General features: G+C 42.1%; 17 protein-coding genes. 8 read left to right on the top strand and 9 right to left on the bottom strand.

The annotated features are described in order from the left end of the window. Positions 1-3: 3 nt before the first annotated feature. Positions 4-357 carry a 50S ribosomal protein L19 gene (gene rplS / locus OCV27_RS12675; protein WP_045977783.1) on the top strand — a complete coding sequence of 118 codons (354 nt, stop codon included), beginning with the start codon at positions 4-6 and terminating at the stop codon, positions 355-357. Positions 358-444: 87 nt separating this feature from the next. Here the strand turns inward: rplS and yacG are convergent, their stop codons facing one another. The 8 genes from yacG to nadC form a co-directional block, all read right to left on the bottom strand. Beyond that, positions 445-639 (bottom strand): DNA gyrase inhibitor YacG, encoded by a 195-nt coding sequence (yacG, locus tag OCV27_RS12670; protein ID WP_125319703.1) that lies wholly within the window; start codon positions 637-639, stop codon positions 445-447. Positions 640-672: 33 nt separating this feature from the next. After that, entirely contained in the window at positions 673-1,413 is a 741-nt protein-coding gene (gene zapD, locus OCV27_RS12665; RefSeq protein ID WP_125319702.1) for a cell division protein ZapD, read from the bottom strand. A 27-nt stretch (positions 1,414-1,440) separates the two neighbouring features. Next, a complete protein-coding gene (gene coaE / locus OCV27_RS12660; protein ID WP_125319701.1) occupies positions 1,441-2,055 on the bottom strand; it encodes a dephospho-CoA kinase in 615 nt (204 codons plus the stop codon). A 1-nt stretch (position 2,056) separates the two neighbouring features. Then, positions 2,057-2,926 carry a prepilin peptidase gene (locus OCV27_RS12655; protein ID WP_125319700.1) on the bottom strand — a complete coding sequence of 290 codons (870 nt, stop codon included), beginning with the start codon at positions 2,924-2,926 and terminating at the stop codon, positions 2,057-2,059. Positions 2,927-2,975: 49 nt separating this feature from the next. Continuing rightward, entirely contained in the window at positions 2,976-4,193 is a 1,218-nt protein-coding gene (locus OCV27_RS12650) for a type II secretion system F family protein (RefSeq protein ID WP_125319699.1), read from the bottom strand. 13 nt (positions 4,194-4,206) lie between these two features. Then, complete coding sequence (locus OCV27_RS12645) at positions 4,207-5,871, bottom strand: ATPase, T2SS/T4P/T4SS family (RefSeq protein ID WP_125319698.1); 1,665 nt, start codon at positions 5,869-5,871, stop codon at positions 4,207-4,209. Continuing rightward, positions 5,868-6,299 carry a pilin gene (locus OCV27_RS12640; RefSeq protein ID WP_125319697.1) on the bottom strand — a complete coding sequence of 144 codons (432 nt, stop codon included), beginning with the start codon at positions 6,297-6,299 and terminating at the stop codon, positions 5,868-5,870. Before OCV27_RS12640 ends, OCV27_RS12645 begins: the two co-directional genes overlap by 4 nt. A gap of 213 nt (positions 6,300-6,512) precedes the next feature. Beyond that, complete coding sequence (gene nadC, locus OCV27_RS12635; RefSeq protein WP_125319696.1) at positions 6,513-7,400, bottom strand: carboxylating nicotinate-nucleotide diphosphorylase; 888 nt, start codon at positions 7,398-7,400, stop codon at positions 6,513-6,515. A 132-nt stretch (positions 7,401-7,532) separates the two neighbouring features. On the opposite strand from nadC, the gene ampD reads away from it, so the two are divergent. Beyond that, positions 7,533-8,078, top strand: coding sequence for a 1,6-anhydro-N-acetylmuramyl-L-alanine amidase AmpD (gene ampD, locus OCV27_RS12630; RefSeq protein ID WP_125319695.1), 546 nt, complete (start codon positions 7,533-7,535; stop codon positions 8,076-8,078). A 94-nt stretch (positions 8,079-8,172) separates the two neighbouring features. On the opposite strand, the gene fldB is transcribed toward ampD, so the two are convergent. Beyond that, entirely contained in the window at positions 8,173-8,694 is a 522-nt protein-coding gene (gene fldB, locus OCV27_RS12625) for a flavodoxin FldB (RefSeq protein ID WP_125319694.1), read from the bottom strand. Positions 8,695-8,899: 205 nt separating this feature from the next. Between fldB and xerD the strand changes: the two genes are divergently transcribed. From xerD to aceF, 6 genes are all read left to right on the top strand, one after another. After that, complete coding sequence (gene xerD / locus OCV27_RS12620) at positions 8,900-9,754, top strand: site-specific tyrosine recombinase XerD (RefSeq protein WP_245986645.1); 855 nt, start codon at positions 8,900-8,902, stop codon at positions 9,752-9,754. A gap of 37 nt (positions 9,755-9,791) precedes the next feature. Then, a complete protein-coding gene (locus OCV27_RS12615; protein WP_125319692.1) occupies positions 9,792-10,544 on the top strand; it encodes a thioredoxin fold domain-containing protein in 753 nt (250 codons plus the stop codon). Between the two features lie 137 nt (positions 10,545-10,681). After that, positions 10,682-12,418, top strand: coding sequence for a single-stranded-DNA-specific exonuclease RecJ (gene recJ, locus OCV27_RS12610; RefSeq protein ID WP_125319691.1), 1,737 nt, complete (start codon positions 10,682-10,684; stop codon positions 12,416-12,418). Between the two features lie 392 nt (positions 12,419-12,810). Continuing rightward, a complete protein-coding gene (gene pdhR / locus OCV27_RS12605; protein ID WP_125319690.1) occupies positions 12,811-13,578 on the top strand; it encodes a pyruvate dehydrogenase complex transcriptional repressor PdhR in 768 nt (255 codons plus the stop codon). Between the two features lie 48 nt (positions 13,579-13,626). After that, complete coding sequence (gene aceE, locus OCV27_RS12600; protein ID WP_125319689.1) at positions 13,627-16,296, top strand: pyruvate dehydrogenase (acetyl-transferring), homodimeric type; 2,670 nt, start codon at positions 13,627-13,629, stop codon at positions 16,294-16,296. Positions 16,297-16,315: 19 nt separating this feature from the next. Continuing rightward, complete coding sequence (gene aceF, locus OCV27_RS12595) at positions 16,316-18,193, top strand: pyruvate dehydrogenase complex dihydrolipoyllysine-residue acetyltransferase (protein WP_125319688.1); 1,878 nt, start codon at positions 16,316-16,318, stop codon at positions 18,191-18,193. The last annotated feature ends 118 nt before the right edge of the window (positions 18,194-18,311 follow it).

The raw sequence follows: 18,311 nt of genomic DNA, 5'->3' as shown, positions 1-18,311 counted from the left end.
AAAATGAGTAACATCATCAAGGCTCTTGAAGAAGAGCAAATGAAAAAAGACCTACCTAACTTTGCACCTGGTGACACAGTTGTAGTTCAAGTTAAGGTAAAAGAAGGTGATCGTGAGCGTTTACAGGCTTTTGAAGGCGTTGTAATCGGTATCCGTAACCGTGGTTTACATTCTGCATTCACTGTACGTAAGATTTCTAACGGTGAAGGTGTAGAGCGTACGTTTCAAACTCACTCTCCAATGGTTGATAGCATTGAAGTTAAACGCCGTGGTGCAGTACGTCGTGCCAAGTTGTACTACCTACGTGAGCGTTCTGGTAAGTCTGCTCGTATTAAAGAGAAACTTGCTAAGAAGTAATGCTTTAACTAGCGTTCTCATAGTATTAGCGGAGACCAATTGGTCTCCGCTTTTTTATAAATCGTAGTGTAACCTATCGAGCATCAATTAGTATGGCTCTTCTGACCAACTATCTGTATCGGACATATCCGGCGCTCCTGGGATCGAATTTTCTTCGTCAGCCCAGCCTCCAAAGTCTATCATTTGGCACTGCTTACTACAGAATGGGCGATGAGGGCTGCTTTCACCCCACCTAACATCGGTGCCACATTTTGGGCAAGCAACGGTAAAAACTCTGGACATGGTGACCCTCTTTGCAAAAGTATTTATCTAAGATTAGCTACAGACGGCTAGTTTGAAGTCAATATTATCGCAGGAAGCTTGACCAGAAGCAAAAAAGATAAACTTGATAGCAAAGCGATTTTTGTGACCTGAAATCATTGGGTATACACCGTACCCCATTGGAATTTCCAAGCGAAGGATGTTGGCATCCTCAGCGTCGCTTTGATAAAAGCCCGAAAGGGCTTCTTGTTGTTGGAAGTGCCCCGTTTCTCGCGTTAGGCGTAACCAGAGTTTAAGTGCATCGGTTAAAGGCTGTAGATTTTCGATCCATTGATTGCTGTCTTCAGTTTTTTGTCTGATGGGTAGATGAAGCCAGTGATGAAGAGCCGGTAAGTCGAAACAGCATGATCCTCCAGGTAAGTTGAATCTTTGCCTAATAGTACTGAGGAAACGATCTTCTTTTAGACTTTGACCGAAGCGTTCAGCTGCCATGAGTTTGCTATGTACATCATCGACCTCGGTTAGGATATTATTGAGCATTTTCTGATCAACGCCCTCGACATGTAGCCATGAACGATATGACAGGCGTTGTTTTTCTATATCTTTAGCTAATTCACTTTTTAGCTGTATTTGTTCAAAAATTTCAAGTAAGTCAAATAGAGAGCGGAAAAATAGCAGATGCTGCATGTCATCACTAAATTGGGATGATATACTCAATTGATTGAGTAGTGCTTCAACGCGCAAATATATGCGAGTTTTCTCATTCAATGGATGTTCAAAATAGTGCGTTGTCATTCCATGCAGCCTTTGATTATTCTTCCTCTATTCTGACCGATCTACCCTACTTATTTCTAGGTACTTTTGATGTAATTCTGTGATTTGAGGCAAAAGTTCCTTGTTTGTTGCATCGTTTTTTATCACATCATCAGCAACTGCCAGTCTTTGTGAACGACTTGCTTGAGCCGCAATGACTGATTTCGCTTGTTCAAGCCCTACCTTGTCTCTTTCCATTGTTCTATGCAACTGTGTTTGTTCATTCACATCGACTACCAAGACTCTATTAGTCAAGCTTTGTAGATTATTTTCCACCATCAATGGGATCACCAGTAATGCATATTGTGAAGAAATGTTTGCAATATCTAATTGCATCTTTTCTCTAATCATAGGGTGAAGTAACCCATTGAGCCATTTCTTATTCTCTTCACAAGTAAAGACTATATTTCTTAGTTTAGCTCGATTTAGTGTTCCGTCACTCAATAAGATACTAGACCCAAAATGAGACTTTATAGTTTCCAGCCCGACAGAGCCTTTTTCAACTACTTGTCTGGCTATTATATCGGCATCAATAATCTCAATACCAAAGTGAGAATTAAACAGGTCTGCAACTGTAGTTTTTCCACTGGCAATACCACCAGTGAGGCCTACAACAAAAGGCATATTAGACTCCAATAACTTGAGTGAAGTACCAGCTTAAAATCTGTTCTCCCCAGAGTGCGCTTATCCATCCCGCAATAGCAAGGTACGGTCCAAAAGGAAATGCTTTATCAATTCCTTGTTTTTTCAAGCGTAGTTGAATGATTCCAAAAACTAACCCAACTAAAGAAGAAAGTAAGACGATAATGGGCAAATATTGCCAACCAAGCCAAGCCCCTAAAGCTGCTAATAACTTAAAATCACCGTAGCCCATTCCTTCTTTGCCTGTCAAAAGTTTGAACCCCCAGTAGACAGTCCACAAACATAGGTACCCACTAATGGCACCTATAACAGCATCTTGCAAAGAAACTGGGCTTACCCCAATTAGAGAAATATATATACCTGACCATACAAGCGGAAGAGTTAGTTGGTCCGGTAAGAGCATAGTGTCTAAATCGATAAAAGTTGCAGCGATTAGGACAAAAGTAAAGCACAGTAATGCAACAGCAAAGTAGCTGAACTCAAATTGATATGCGACGGTAAAGCTTAATAGGGCAGATAGCAGCTCGACAAGTGGGTATCGTACGCTGATTTTGGCTTGGCAATGATTACATTTACCTCTTAACATCAGCCAGCTAATGAGAGGGATATTATCAATGTTTCTAATTTTAGTTTTGCAACTTGGGCATTGAGAACGTGGCTTGCTAAGGCTAAAGTTTTCTACTGGAGGTGATATTTGATACTCAGGGAAACATTCCGCGCATTCTTTATGCCATTCTTGTTCCATAATCTTAGGTAGTCGATGAATGACGACATTGAGGAAGCTTCCGATGATCAGACCAAATATGGTTGCAAGGGTTGGAAATAACCACGGGTAATAAAAAAAGAGATTCATATATAATTCAGCCGATTTAGAATGTAGGCAGTGGTTTAAGAGGATTATATTAGCTCATTACACTCACTAAGTTAAAGATAGGTAGGTACATAGCGATCACTAAACTGGCGACAACTGTGCCGAGTATTACGATCATAATAGGTTCAAATGCTTGACTCATGTGCTCAATAGCCTTTTCAATTTCAGTCTCATATTCATCGGCAACACGGTTGAGCATATCAGCAAGTCGTCCAGACTCTTCACCGAGCATGACCATTTGCAGCATAAATTCAGGGAAAATCCCACTATGGCGCATAGCAAAATTAAGGGCTAGGCCAGAGTTTACTTCTTGAATTAGTTCATGAACCTTCTGTTGGTAGTAAGCGTTTTTGAATATTCGCGCTGAAGTATGTAAACAAGGTGTGATGGAAATTCCAGACTCAAAACAGGTTGCTAGCGTTCGACTAAACAAAGTAAAACCTGCTTGGCTGTATAGCTTACCAAATAAAGGAATTTTCAGTTTTAAACGATCCAGACTATGTCTAAAGCGATTTGAATGACAGTAACCAAGTCGAATAGTGAAGGTTATAAAAATAGTTATAGCTCCAGTGTAAATACCGTAATCTAGGGTTAATCTCGATAGTTTAATTACTTGTTGAGTAAACCAAGGTAATGGTGAATTATAGCTAGTAAACATGCGCTCAAGTTCGGGTATAACTTGTGTAAGCATTAGAATAGTAACCAGTATAGCTGTCGCTAAAACCAAGCTTGGGTAAATGGCAGCTCCTATCATTTTTGAGCGTAGATATTCAGCTCTTTCTCTATAATTGGCCGCTCGTTCAAGAGCTTCAGCAAGTCGTCCAGTGTTTTCACCCGCATTCACAATAGCCAGAAATATGGAGTCAAAATGTTCAGAGGACTGCTGTAGAGTTTGAGTCACTGATAACCCTGCTTCGAGCTTCTGGCGTAGTAGCCAAGTGAGTGATTTAACTCCCGCTCTCTGGGAGTTATTTGCGATAAGTTTGAGCGAGGTTGCAATCGGTAATCCTGAAGCTGTCATGCTTGCCCACTGACGTGTAAGGCGGGTGATTTCTTTTGTACTAACTCGTTCTCGAACTTGTTTGTAGGCTGCGAGCGGACGTTTCTTGATTAATCTTACTTGAATATTTCGTTCGTTGAGTTGCTCCATGATTTGTGCTTGACATACAGCCAGTATTTTTCCATTTATTGTTCTCCCACTTGAATCTATTCCATACCACAGGTATGTATTTAATTTGTGATTTGACATCTTTTTATTCTTTTCATCGTACCAATACTCGTTGCAGTTCTGCGTGACTGGTGACACCTTCACAAACTTTTTGTATACCTAACTGGTTAAGTGTTTTCATCCCTTGTTTTTTAGCAAGTTTATCAAGCTGTGCTTGAGTATCTTGCTTGAGTATCGATTGGGTTAACTCTGGGGTAATACTTAACATTTCGTAGATACCTATTCTCCCAAGATATCCCTGATTACAAGCATTGCATCCATTAGCCGATGCTTGATAATAAACGGTCCCTTTTACTTGGGGGATATTTGCAGGCACTGTGTCTGCACATTTACAGAGAGGGCAAAGTCGACGGACTAATCTTTGGGCAATGACAAGGCTGAGTGAAGCCGCGATGTTATAAGATTCAATGCCTATATTTTTTAAGCGTACAATAGCTTCAGTGCTTGAGTTAGTGTGTAGAGTTGCCAGAACAAGATGACCGGTTTGAGCAGCCTTTGTAGCAATGTCTGCGGTTTCTTTATCACGTATTTCTCCCACCATAATTACATCTGGATCTTGACGGAGAAAGGCTCGCAGTGCTTGAGCAAACCCAAATCCAATTTGAGGCTGAATCTGGACTTGGTTGATACCAGGTAAGCTGATTTCCACAGGATCTTCTGCTGTTGAAATATTGATACTCCCTTTGTTTAGTAAAGTTAACCCACTGTATAAAGATAGCGTTTTACCACTTCCGGTTGGGCCTGTGATAAGTATCAGACCTTGAGGCTTGTGGAGTGCTTGGGTAAACACTTGACGTTGATATGAGTCGTACCCCAGAAAGGTAAGATCTAGGTTTGTTACTTGATTGTTTTGTAGTCTTAATACTATCTTCTCGCCCCACATAGTGGGCAAAGTTGAAATGCGGATGTGGATAATATTCGACTCTGTTAAGTTGAAAGTGATACGGCCGTCTTGAGGTTGTCGGCGCTCAGATATATCGAGCTGCGCTAAGATTTTGAGCCTAGATACTAACCTTTGATAAATTTGATGAGGAGGTTGGTGTGCTTCTATCAATAACCCGTCGCAGCGAAATCGGATTCTAAACCAGCCATCGTAGGGTTCAAAGTGAATGTCTGAAACTTTCTTACGTACGGCTTCCAATATTATTTGATGTATATAACGGCTAATAAGAGAATTATCTTGCTCAATACCTTCTTCTTTAGATCTAACATCATCGACTAAATGCTCTAGTTCGTTACTGCTTATATGTTTTGTATTGTATTGTTGATTAGCACTCTCTGAGCCATACAGTGAGTGTATAGCATGGGTTAATTGACTAACTTCGACGAGCACGCATTTTATATTTAAGCCTGTCATGAAGTTAAACTCTTGCTCTGTAATTGAGTTTGAGGGGTCTGCAACCGCAATCAGCAATTGACAGTGTGTAATTTCCAACGGTAAAGCCAAGTGCTGGTGGATTAAATGGCTAACCCCTAGTTGCTCACAACATGATTGATAGTCAAAACTGTCCAGTGAGACCACGGGGAGATTAAATAATTTACTAAGAGTTTCAGCTAGTGTTATAGGCGTAACATTATCAAGTCGAGTTAGAGCAGAGCAAGCGTCAATTTGTTCTGCTTTCATTGTCGCAAGAGTAGCTTCAACTTGCTGAGCATTAATAAAATTTGCATTGCACAGTAATTGAGGAAGCTGGCTCATTTGGCATGTCTCGGACACCAGCTTTGATTATCGATACCGGTGCAATTAACCTTCCAAGTAAGGCCAGTTGTCGATATTTGGCTGGTTAAAGAGATGACTGAATCAGAGGGTAGTGAGCCTTTTGAACTTATAGTTACGGCTTTGATGATATTCTCTTCATCAGTTGATAGGGACTCAATAGAATAGCTGTTGAAGTCTTGTTTGGCTGGAACTCCGTTTTGGCCGGAAGTGCAATGAATTGATGAACCTGTTGTCGATATACAAATGCCAACGGCTACCTTCAAAGCTGACATTGTGCTTAATATTTCACTTGCATGTGCACGTTTTGTGTAGCTTTGGTAGGTTGGAATAGCAAATGATGACAAGATACCTATGATAGCGACAACTATCATTAGCTCTATAAGTGTAAAGCCTGGTGTCTGTTTCATTGCTGGTGTCACCGCTAATCGTTTGCTGAAATGAGTCACGCCGATTATATGGAGACAAAGCAATACTCGCTTCGAAAATAGATAAGATAAGTGAGAATGGTTAATGGAATTAATCAACTATGCACAGTATTTTTGCATAATGACTCAAGGTAGAGCTATTTTTATGTGTCTTATATGAGACATTGAGAGAGTGTTTCTCTCCCAATATTATCACTATTTGAAGCGCATCGATAAGTCGAGTGCTTTGATATGCTTGGTTAACGCCCCAACAGAAATATAATCGACACCGGTTTTCGCATATTCTCGCAGAGTCTCTAGAGTAACGTTACCCGAATTCTCCAATGCGGCGCGACCTGCGTTAATTCTGACAGCCTCACGCATCATATCAGTGGTGAAATTGTCCAGCATAATAATGTTAGCACCAGCATTAATGGCTTCCGTCAGCTCCTGCAAACTTTCCGTTTCGACTTCAATAGGCTTGTCTGGGTGAAGTTGCTTTGCTGCATGAATGGTTTGGCTAATCCCACCATTAGCAATAATGTGATTCTCTTTGATGAGATAAGCATCGAAGACACCAATACGATGATTAAAGCCTCCCCCACAGGTGACGGCATACTTTAAAGCACTGCGTAAGCCGGGAATCGTTTTTCGGGTATCGAGAAGGCGACAGCCAGTTCCTTCCAGCTGTTTGGCGTATTGGGCTGTAACAGTGGCGCAACCTGACAATGTTTGTATAAAGTTCATTGCGTTACGTTCGCCAGTTAATAAAGCCCGAGATGGTCCAGAAAGATGGCAAAGGACTTGGTTTGGTTCGACTGGGTCCCCGTCTTTGACATGCCAGTCGATATTGACCTCACCACCTAGCTGTTTGAAAACTTCATCTGCCCAAGCGCGACCGCAAAATATACCGTGCTCACGAGTAATAATAGTTGCTTCATTGTGAGCGCTTTCTGGGATTAAACTTGCAGTAATATCAGCGGTAGGATCAAGCGTGCCGCCCAAGTCCTCTTTGATTGCTTTGATTACCGAGTGAGAAATTTCTGTTGGTAATTGTTGTTTTAAATACTCAAGTCGTTCGTTGCTGTTATGGGGATGCGTCATCACAAATTTAATAGGCAGTTGTACATGAGTCGGGCATGATACGATGACTGGAAAGGAAATTCAGCCATTATTCTGGTATTTAATGTCCAAAATTATAAAATCAAGAACTTAACAACAGTAAAGGTGATGAAAATGATCGATGAAAAAGGTTGGTATCAAAAAGCGCGACATGTCCCATCCCCATTTTTTGATCATAGACCGGATCCTCTAGATATTTCTTTATTGGTGATTCACAATATTAGCCTGCCGCCCGGACAGTTTGATGGACCTTTCATTGAACAGTTATTTACTGGTCAGCTTGAACCTACAGCTCACCCTTTTTTTGAAGTTATTTATCAAAGTAGGGTTTCCGCTCATTGTGTAATTAGGCGAGATGGTGAAGTAGTTCAGTTTGTGCCATTTACAGCTAGAGCTTGGCATGCCGGTGTATCAAGCTTTGCTGGGCGAGAAAAATGCAACGATTATTCGATTGGTATTGAGCTGGAAGGCAGTGATTTCATCGCGTATACCGATGAGCAATATCAGGCACTGACAATCATAACTCAAGTTATACAAACATGTTTCCCTAAAATTACCTTGCCCAGAATTACCGGGCATCAATATATTGCGCCAATGCGTAAAACTGATCCCGGGCTGGTATTTGATTGGACAAGGTATCGAAGTGGGTTAAGCGGCTAAACTATCGCGTATGATTATGGTGAAAAATAATTGATTAAACTTCTCGCTTAGATGAGCAGGTTGATGTTTTGCCACCAACCTAATGAGGCTTATTTTAAAGAGTCTCTTGGTATTCGACTAACACCTGTTCAACCCATGTTGCAATGCGTTCATCACTGAGTTCATACTGGGAGTCTTCATCCAAAGCTAGGCCAACAAACTGTTTTTTATCTTCAGTGAGGGCTTTAGAAGCATCAAATTGGTAGCTCTCATCATTTGGCCAATAGCCAATAATACTAGCACCTGTTTTTTGTAGTTGATCATGCAGCATACCCATCGCATCTAGATACCATTCACCATAGCCTTCTTGATCGCCAAGCCCATATAATGCGATGGTTTTATCATTTAGCGATAAGGTTGAAATATCATTCCAAATTTCATCCCAGTCTTCTTGAATTTCTCCAAAGTCCCAAGTAGAGATGCCTAGAATGAGTAAGTCGTAATTTTCCGCCTCAGTTAGAGGTGTTTGTTTGACATTAAAAATATCAACCAGATTTTTTCCTAGAATAGCTCGCATTTTTTCTGCGGCCATTTCGGTATAGCAGGTGGTTGAACCGTAAAACAGACCAATTTTCATTACTTTCTTTTTCACTCATTCTAATTAATAGTGAATTTTAACCATAAAATGGCGAGCTTTGCAGCGAATATGCAGAATAAAAAGCAATTTTTATAGCTTTATTATCTCATGACACTTACATTGAGCGCATATCTTACAGTTGAGGATTAATGTGTCAGATAAGATTTCTTTTGAGCAGGGGATTATTGAACAGTTTCTTGATGCGATGTGGATGGAAAGAGGATTGTCTGAAAACACCTTGATGTCTTATCGTAATGATTTGTCGAAGCTGATTCAGTGGATGAGCGATAACAATTATCGTCTTGATTTCATAAGTTTATCTGGGCTGCAGAATTATCAGAGCTGGTTAATGGATCAAGATTATAAACAGACCTCCCGCGCAAGAATGTTGTCAGCTATACGACGCTTATTTCAATATCTTCATAGAGAAAAAGTACGAGCCGATGATCCTAGTGCACTTTTGGTCAGTCCTAAGTTACCCAAGCGACTCCCTAAAGATCTGAGTGAGGAGCAAGTTGAGGCATTATTAAATGCTCCAGACACCAATGATGCGCTGGAATTAAGAGATAAAGCGATGCTTGAATTGCTCTATGCGACTGGACTTCGAGTAACAGAGCTTGTCAGTTTGACAATGGAAAATATAAGTCTTAGACAAGGTGTTGTGCGCGTGACTGGTAAGGGAGGAAAAGAGCGCTTGGTTCCTATGGGAGAAAATGCTGTTGAATGGATTGAAACTTTTATCCAGCAAGGACGGTCTGAGTTGCTAGGAGAAACAACTTCTGATGTAGTATTTCCGAGCAAAAGAGCACGTCAAATGACGCGCCAGACGTTTTGGCATCGCATCAAGCATTATGCCATTATGGCTGGAATTGAGACAGAACTGTTGTCGCCACATGTGTTGCGTCATGCATTTGCCACCCATTTGCTCAACTATGGAGCAGATCTTAGAGTTGTACAAATGCTATTAGGGCACAGTGACTTATCGACAACACAAATTTATACTCACGTGGCAACAGAGCGATTAAAGCAGTTACACAGTGAGCATCATCCAAGAGCATAGGGGATGCCCTTTGCCAGTAAATAATAAGGTGAATTCAATGAGCGTATTACGCCGAATGACTCTACTTACCCTTCCTTTACTAATGACCGCACAAACGGTTTCATCAGCAGAGGTAAAAGTAGATAAAGCTCAACTTGAAAAGCGTTTTTCTAAATTAGGTTTAGAAATTAATAAAGTAGTACCAGCCGATATTAAAGGTTTGGTTGAGGTTCAAACCAGTGGTGGGGTTCTTTTTGCTTCGCCAGACGGTGAATATTTTTTAGCTGGGAGCTTATATAAGCTTGATAAAGATGGCCAGTATGAAGATGTATTAGCCAAGCGACAGGCACCAATTAATGCGGCTAAAATTAACAAATTCCAAGACAGCATGATTGAATTCAAAGCTAAAGATGAGAAATATGTTGTTACAGTATTTACCGATATAACCTGTGGCTATTGTGTACGCCTACACAATCAAATTAAAGACTATAACAATCTTGGTATCACTATTCGCTATATGGCCTATCCGCGTCAAGGGGGAGCAGGTTCAGTTGCCGATAAAATGGCGACTATTTGGGGAGCAAAAGACCCGCAAAAATCGATGGATATCGCAAAGCAAAAAAGTGAATTCCCAGACAAGAGCAAAGACTTTGCTAAATTCCAAGATATTATCAAAAAACACTATAACTTGGGTCGAGAGCTGGGCATAAGTGGCACTCCTGCGATCTTTTTGCCAGGCGGTGAAATGGTGGGTGGTTATCTGCCACCAGATCAAATGCTAAAACGTTTGCAACAGACTCAAAAGTCGTAAAAATATCAGTTTTGACTCGTTAGAGTTATTGAAAAGTAGCGGTAGCCACCTGATCTCAATCCTTATGTTGCTGGTGGTTGTCCGCTTTGTGTATTTTCCATTCTAATGCCTCCTAAAGTACAAGTTTGATTTTATTTATGATCGAGATTCAACGTCGTCCAGAAGCAAATCTGAGTTTACTTGAGGCTGATATTACGCCTCTTCTTAAACGTATCTATATTTCTCGTGGGGTTACTTGCTCCCAGCAGTTAGAAACTACAGCTCGTTATCTGCATTCATTTACAAAATTGCATGGGATTGATACGGCGGTAAAACTTTTATACCAAGCTATATCAGCTAATAAACGAATTATCGTGGTTGGTGACTTTGATGCAGATGGGGCAACCAGCTCGGCTTTATCCGTGATAGCGCTGAGAATGCTTGGATCAGCAAATGTTGATTATTTGGTACCAAATCGTTTCGAAGACGGTTATGGGTTGAGTCCTGAAGTAGTGGATCAGGCTATTGAGCTTGGTGCAGAAGTTATCATGACGGTTGATAATGGAGTGTCTTCTATTGAAGGAGTACGCTATGCCAAATCACGAGGTTTAACGGTATTGGTCACAGATCATCATTTACCGGGCAATGAACTCCCTATTGCTGATGCTATGGTTAATCCGAATCTCGAGGCTTGTCGCTTTCCATCTAAAGCGTTAGCCGGTGTTGGCGTTGCATTTTACTTGATGATGGCGCTTTGTGTTTTCTTGCGTGATTTAGGCTGGTTTTCTCAGCAAGGTATAACAGAGCCGAAACTGATGGGGTTACTTGATTTAGTGGCACTTGGAACCGTTGCTGATGTTGTTCCGCTCGATGAAAACAATCGAATTTTGGTTTATCAAGGATTACAGCGTATTCGAGCAGGTAAATCTAGGCCAGGAATTCTGGCTCTAATTGAAGTCGCAAAACGAGATCCTCGTAGGTTGGTTGCCGCTGATTTTGGGTTTGGATTAGGTCCGCGCATTAATGCTGCTGGCCGCTTGGATGATATGTCATTTGGTGTTGAGCTGTTGCTGACTGATAATATTCATGCTGCGCGTCGAATGGCGAATGAGTTGGATGGGTTGAATCAAACTCGAAAAGAGATTGAAGAGGGAATGAAGCAAGAGGCGATGGCATTTTGTGAGCGTTTACAATTTGGTGATAATCACATGCCTCATGGATTAGTATTATTTCAGCGTGATTGGCATCAAGGGGTGATTGGTATTTTGGCATCCCGAATTAAGGAAAAGTTTCACCGTCCGGTCATTGCTTTTGCCGATGGTGGCGATGGTATGTTAAAAGGTTCATGCCGTTCAATACCAGGTTTGCACATGCGTGATGCTTTAGACCATATTGATACCCAAAACCCAGGTCTAATTATTAAGTTTGGTGGGCATGCAATGGCTGCTGGTTTAACGGTTTTAGAACAAGACTTTGAGCGATTTTCTCAGCTTTTTGACGCTGCTGTTAAGGCAGAGCTCGATGACGCGACTCTTAAAGGTATTATTCTCTCCGACGGTGAACTTAAGCCAGAAGAGTTTTCTATGCATACTGCAGAGTTACTTCGTGCTGCTGGGCCTTGGGGGCAAGCATTTCCTGAACCTGTCTTTGACGGTGAATTCAAGCTACTCCACCAAAAGCTGGTGGGTGAAAAGCATCTAAAACTTATGTTAGAGCCTTTATATAAAGGTCATCCAACTAATATTATGTTGGACGGTATAGCTTTTAATGTTGATTTGCGGCGCTGGCCTGATGCCTCAGTAAAAACAGTTCGCTTGGCTTTTAAACTTGATATAAATGAATTTCGAGGTAATCAATCATTACAACTCATGATTGATTACCTCGAAGCCAAATGATCAACAACAGAATTGTAATAGGTGGCCCCCTTCCTCTATGCCTATGAAAGCCTGTAGGCAATCCATGGACTGGCTTTTTCTCTGCATTACTTAACACTTAGTTATCAGCTTTGAGCAGGTAGTTTGGCTTTTTGGTTGAAACTTAGTGCCAATTGTTGGTTCTAATCTTGAGCTAGGTGGGACTTCAAAGTTTAATTGTTTATGTATTGTAATTGGTCTGACCAATTGAGTTGCTGTTTTAATCAGCTATTGTTATCAGAGTGTTGATGGTTATCTTGTTCAATGATATGGGTCAACTTTTGACTGGAACTTGCGTTTTAATTATGTTAGTTTCTTCGCCAATATGAAATTGGTATTACCAATTGACTGCAAAAAATAGAAGAACAACAACTATGGCTTATCAAAGGATTCGTCAGCCAAAACTTTCTGATGTTATAGAACAAGAATTAGAAAGGCTGATTGTGGAAGGAACCTTATCTCCGGGGCAGCAGTTGCCACCAGAGCGAGAACTGGCAAAACAGTTTGATGTTTCTCGACCCTCAATCCGAGAAGCCATTCAGCGACTAGAAGCCAAACATCTTCTTACGCGTCGTCAGGGTGGTGGTACATTTGTTAGTGAGAAAATTTGGACGAGTTTCTCCGATCCTCTGCTAAATTTATTGTCTAGCCACTCGGAAACACAGTTGGATTTGCTTGAAACGCGTCATGCGATGGAAGGTATTTCCGCTTATTTTGCAGCAGTTCGTGGTACCGAACAGGACTTTGCCCGTATTCAAGCATGCTTGAACAATATTAGTGAAGAGCAAACGAAGAAGAACGTTGAGGCTGAAGCCACTGCAGTTATGCAGTTTTTGATAGCCTTAACTGAAGCTGCCCATAACGTGGTTTTATTGCACATTGTGCGCAGTTTAGCACCACTATTGGAGCAAAATGTCCTGCAGAATCTCAAACTCTTACATCGTCGTGATGAAGTGGTTGAAAAAGTAAGTAAACACCGAGCTAATATTGTAGATGCGATTGTTTCAGGTCAGCCTGAAAAGGCACGTGAAATGTCACATTCTCATTTAGCTTATATTGAAGAAACATTGTTGGATTTGAGCCGCGAAGAATCTCGCAGAGAGCGCTCTTTACGTCGAATACAACAGGGTAACGACTCGTAATAGCGTTACTTAAATATATAGATCCAACCAACAGAAGGATAGATCGCCATGTCTGATATGAAGCATGACGTAGACGCACTGGAAACTCAAGATTGGCTAAAAGCTCTTGAATCCGTTGTTCGTGAAGAAGGTGTAGAACGTGCCCAGTTTCTATTAGAAACAGTTCTAGAAAAAGCACGTTTAGATGGTGTTGATATGCCTACGGGGATCAACACTAACTACATTAACACTATTCCAGCCGCACAAGAGCCAGCATACCCGGGCGACACCACGCTTGAACGTCGTATTCGTTCAATCATTCGCTGGAACGCAATCATGATCGTATTGCGTGCCTCTAAGAAAGACCTAGACCTAGGTGGTCATATGGCTTCTTATCAGTCTGCAGCGTCATTCTACGAAGTATGTTTCAACCATTTCTTCCGTGCTCCAAATGACACGGATGGTGGCGATCTGGTTTACTACCAAGGTCATATTTCTCCAGGTATTTACTCGCGCGCATTTGTTGAAGGCCGTCTGACTGAAGAGCAGTTAGATAACTTCCGTCAAGAAGTAGACGGGAAAGGTATACCATCATACCCGCACCCTAAACTCATGCCTGAGTTCTGGCAGTTCCCAACAGTATCGATGGGCCTTGGTCCTATCACTGCTATTTATCAAGCGCGCTTCCTCAAGTATCTTGAAGGACGTGGTCTGAAAGATACTTCAGCGCAACGTGTATATGCGTTCCTCGGTGACGGTGAGATGGATGAACCAGAATCACGCGGTTCTCTCTCGTTCGCTGCACGTGAAAAACTAGACAATCTGTGTTTTCTCATCAACTGTAACCTACAGCGCTTAGACGGCCCTGTTATGGGTAACGGTAGCATCATTCAAGAACTAGAAGGTCTATTCAAAGGCGCTGGTTGGAATGTTGTTAAAGTTATTTGGGGTAGTAACTGGGATTCCCTACTGGCTAAAGACACGTCAGGTAAGCTACTTCAGCTAATGAATGAAACGGTAGACGGTGATTACCAAACCTTTAAGTCTAAAGATGGCGCGTACGTACGTGAACACTTCTTTGGAAAATACCCAGAAACAGCAGCACTTGTTGCTGATATGACGGATGATCAAATCTTCGCTCTTAAGCGTGGTGGTCATGAGTCATCTAAGCTGTTTGCTGCATACAAAAATGCTGCGGATACAAAAGGCCGTCCAACCGTTATTTTAGCGAAGACGGTTAAAGGCTACGGTATGGGTGAAGCGGCTGAAGGTAAAAACATCGCACACCAAGTTAAGAAAATGGATATGACTCACGTATTGCACCTACGTGATCGTTTAGGGCTTCAAGACATCCTTACGGATGACGCAGTGCAAGCGCTACCGTATCTAAAACTAGAAGAAGGCTCAGCGGAATACGAATACCTTCATGCTCGTCGTAAAGAACTGAAAGGTTATACGCCAAAGCGTTTACCTAAATTTACTCAAGATCTTCAAGTGCCTGAACTTGAAGAGTTTGCTCCTCTGCTTAGTGAGCAAAAGCGTGAAATATCGACCACAATGGCCTATGTGCGCACGTTAAACATTCTGTTAAAGAATAAAGGCATTGGCAAAAACGTTGTGCCTATTATATGTGATGAAGCACGTACCTTTGGTATGGAAGGCTTGTTCCGTCAAATTGGTATTTATAACCCACATGGCCAAGAATACACACCGGAAGACAAAGGCATTGTTTCTTACTATAAAGAAGCGACGTCTGGTCAAGTACTCCAAGAAGGTATCAATGAACTAGGGTCTATGGCTTCTTGGGTCGCTGCTGCAACATCATACAGCACCAATGACCTGCCCATGATCCCATTTTACATTTACTACTCAATGTTTGGTTTCCAACGTGTAGGTGATATGGCTTGGATGGCGGGTGATCAACAGTCACGTGGTTTCCTATTAGGTGCTACAGCAGGCCGTACAACCCTAAACGGTGAAGGCTTACAGCACGAGGATGGGCACTCGCACATCATGGCGAATACAATTCCTAATTGTATTTCCTACGATCCGACTTTTGCCTATGAAGTCGCCGTCATCATGCAGGATGGTATTCGTCGCATGTATGGTTCAGAGCAAGAAAATGTGTTCTATTACCTAACACTGATGAACGAAAACTACGCAATGCCAGCAATGCCTGAAGGCGCGGAAGAAGGTATTCGTAAGGGTATCTACAAACTTGAAAGCTACTCAGGTAAGCGCGGAAAAGGTAAAGTTCAGCTCATGAGCTCTGGTACTATCATGAACGAAGTACGCAAGGCTGCTCAAATCTTAAGTGATGAGTATGGTGTTGCTTCTGATGTTTACTCAGTCACTTCATTCAACGAAATTACTCGTGATGGTCAAGCCGTAGAGCGCTTTAACATGTTGCATCCAGAAGCAAAAGCTCAGGTGTCATACATTACGCAATTGATGGGTAAAGAGCCTGCAATCGCAGCCACTGACTACATGAAAAATTACGCAGAGCAAGTTCGTGCATTTATGCCTTCTGAATCATTTAAAGTGCTTGGCACGGATGGTTTTGGTCGTTCAGATAGCCGTGAAAACCTACGTCGTCACTTTGAAGTGAATGCAGGTTATGTGGTGGTTGCAGCACTAACAGAACTCGAAAGGCTTGGTAAAGTTGATAAATCAGTGATCACTAAAGCGATTAAAAAATTCGATATCGACACTGAGAAAACTAACCCGTTGTACGCTTAATTGGAAAGGTAGATAAGAAATGGCAATCGAAATTAATGTACCAGATATCGGTGCGGATGAGGTTGAAGTTACTGAAATTCTTGTAAGCGTCGGTGACAAGGTTGAAGTAGAGCAGTCTCTGATAACAGTTGAAGGCGATAAAGCTTCTATGGAAGTGCCTGCATCGACAGCGGGTATCGTTAAAGAAATCAAAGTTGCAGAAGGCGATTCTGTTTCTACTGGTTCTCTTATTATGATCTTCGAAGCTGAAGGTGCTGTAGCGGCGCCTATTGCTCCAGTAGTTGAAGCGGCGGCAGCTGTTCCTGCAGCAGCCGAGCTTAAAGAAGTTCATGTCCCAGATATAGGCGGTGATGAAGTTGAAGTCACTGAAATCATGGTTGCTATCGGTGATTCTGTAGAAGAAGAACAATCCCTTCTTACAGTTGAAGGCGACAAAGCTTCAATGGAAGTACCTGCACCATTCTCTGGTGTGGTTAAAGAAATTAAAATCGCTTCTGGTGACTCAGTATCTACTGGCTCTCTAGTCATGGTATTTGAAGTGGCTGGTTCTGGTGCCCCAGTTGCAGCAGCTCCTACTTCAGTAGCGGCACCAGTTGCAGCAGCTCCAGCAACCTCAGCTGAGAAAGACGTGAACGTTCCTGATATCGGTGGCGACGAAGTCGAGGTGACTGAAATTATGGTAGCGGTTGGTGATACAGTAGAAGAAGAGCAATCTTTAATTACTGTTGAAGGTGATAAAGCTTCTATGGAAGTACCTGCACCATTCGCTGGTACAGTAAAAGAAATCAAGATTACCGCTGGCGACAAAGTGTCAACGGGCTCTTTAATCATGACGTTCGTTGTTGAAGGCGCGGCTCCTGCTTCTGTTGCAGCTCCCGTACAAGCAGCAGCTCCGGCGGCGGCACCTGCTCCTATAGCAGAAGCGGCAGCCCCAGCAGCAACTGGTGATTTCCAAGAGAACGGAGACTACGCACACGCTTCTCCAGTGGTTCGTCGTCTTGCTCGTGAATTTGGCGTTAACCTTTCTAAGGTTAAAGGTACTGGTCGTAAGAGCCGTATCCTTAAAGAAGATGTTCAGTCTTACGTTAAAGATGCTCTTAAGCGTCTTGAATCTGGTGCCGCGGCATCTGGTAAAGGCGGCGACGGTTCTGCACTTGGTCTACTACCATGGCCAAAAGTTGACTTTAGCAAGTTCGGTGAAACTGAAGTTCAGAAGCTTTCTAAGATTAAGAAGATTTCTGGCGCTAACCTGCACCGTAACTGGGTAATGATCCCCCATGTTACACAGTGGGACAACGCAGACATCACTGAGCTAGAAGCATTCCGTAAAGAACAGAATGCAATCGAAGCGAAGAAAGACACTGGAATGAAGATCACGCCACTTGTGTTCATCATGAAGGCGGTTGCTAAAGCGCTAGAAGCATTCCCATCGTTTAACTCTTCTCTTTCTGAAGATGGCGAAAGCATCATTCTTAAAAAGTACGTAAACGTGGGTATTGCTGTAGATACGCCAAACGGTCTTGTTGTTCCTGTCTTCAAAGATGTGAACAAAAAAGGCATTTACGATCTATCTGAAGAGCTAATGGTTGTTTCTAAGAAAGCACGTTCTGGCAAGCTAACAGCGGCAGACATGCAAGGCGGTTGTTTCACCATCTCTAGCCTTGGCGGAATTGGTGGTACAGCATTTACACCTATAGTGAATGCACCAGAGGTGGGTATCCTTGGGGTATCTAAATCTGAAATGAAGCCGGTATGGAACGGTAAGGACTTTGAACCGCGTCTACAATTACCTTTGTCTCTGTCATATGACCATCGTGTTATCGATGGTGCTGAAGGTGCACGTTTCATCACCTATTTGAATGCATGTTTGTCAGACATTCGTCGTTTGGTTCTTTAACCAAATTTAGTAACTTAGAGGCGGCGATTTAAGCCGCCTCTGTTGATATAAATGCTTGGCAATTGAGTAAAAGGAAAATTTTCCTTGCTGAATTGCTGACTAGCTCACAGGCTAAATG

Origin of the sequence: Vibrio pectenicida, from assembly GCA_024347015.1 — a bacterium.
GTDB lineage: Bacteria > Pseudomonadota > Gammaproteobacteria > Enterobacterales > Vibrionaceae > Vibrio > Vibrio pectenicida.
Note: the sequence above shows the minus strand (reverse complement) of the source record. Positions and strands in the feature narration are given on the sequence as shown.

Coding starts and splice junctions, on each gene's coding strand:
- rplS (WP_045977783.1), top strand. CDS start 4: ATGAGTAACATCATCAAGGCTCTTGAAGAAGAGCAAATGAAAAAAGAC.
- yacG (WP_125319703.1), bottom strand. CDS start 639: ATGTCCAGAGTTTTTACCGTTGCTTGCCCAAAATGTGGCACCGATGTT.
- zapD (WP_125319702.1), bottom strand. CDS start 1,413: ATGACAACGCACTATTTTGAACATCCATTGAATGAGAAAACTCGCATA.
- coaE (WP_125319701.1), bottom strand. CDS start 2,055: ATGCCTTTTGTTGTAGGCCTCACTGGTGGTATTGCCAGTGGAAAAACT.
- OCV27_RS12655 (WP_125319700.1), bottom strand. CDS start 2,926: ATGAATCTCTTTTTTTATTACCCGTGGTTATTTCCAACCCTTGCAACC.
- OCV27_RS12650 (WP_125319699.1), bottom strand. CDS start 4,193: ATGTCAAATCACAAATTAAATACATACCTGTGGTATGGAATAGATTCA.
- OCV27_RS12645 (WP_125319698.1), bottom strand. CDS start 5,871: ATGAGCCAGCTTCCTCAATTACTGTGCAATGCAAATTTTATTAATGCT.
- OCV27_RS12640 (WP_125319697.1), bottom strand. CDS start 6,299: ATGAAACAGACACCAGGCTTTACACTTATAGAGCTAATGATAGTTGTC.
- nadC (WP_125319696.1), bottom strand. CDS start 7,400: ATGACGCATCCCCATAACAGCAACGAACGACTTGAGTATTTAAAACAA.
- ampD (WP_125319695.1), top strand. CDS start 7,533: ATGATCGATGAAAAAGGTTGGTATCAAAAAGCGCGACATGTCCCATCC.
- fldB (WP_125319694.1), bottom strand. CDS start 8,694: ATGAAAATTGGTCTGTTTTACGGTTCAACCACCTGCTATACCGAAATG.
- xerD (WP_245986645.1), top strand. CDS start 8,900: ATGTGGATGGAAAGAGGATTGTCTGAAAACACCTTGATGTCTTATCGT.
- OCV27_RS12615 (WP_125319692.1), top strand. CDS start 9,792: ATGAGCGTATTACGCCGAATGACTCTACTTACCCTTCCTTTACTAATG.
- recJ (WP_125319691.1), top strand. CDS start 10,682: ATGATCGAGATTCAACGTCGTCCAGAAGCAAATCTGAGTTTACTTGAG.
- pdhR (WP_125319690.1), top strand. CDS start 12,811: ATGGCTTATCAAAGGATTCGTCAGCCAAAACTTTCTGATGTTATAGAA.
- aceE (WP_125319689.1), top strand. CDS start 13,627: ATGTCTGATATGAAGCATGACGTAGACGCACTGGAAACTCAAGATTGG.
- aceF (WP_125319688.1), top strand. CDS start 16,316: ATGGCAATCGAAATTAATGTACCAGATATCGGTGCGGATGAGGTTGAA.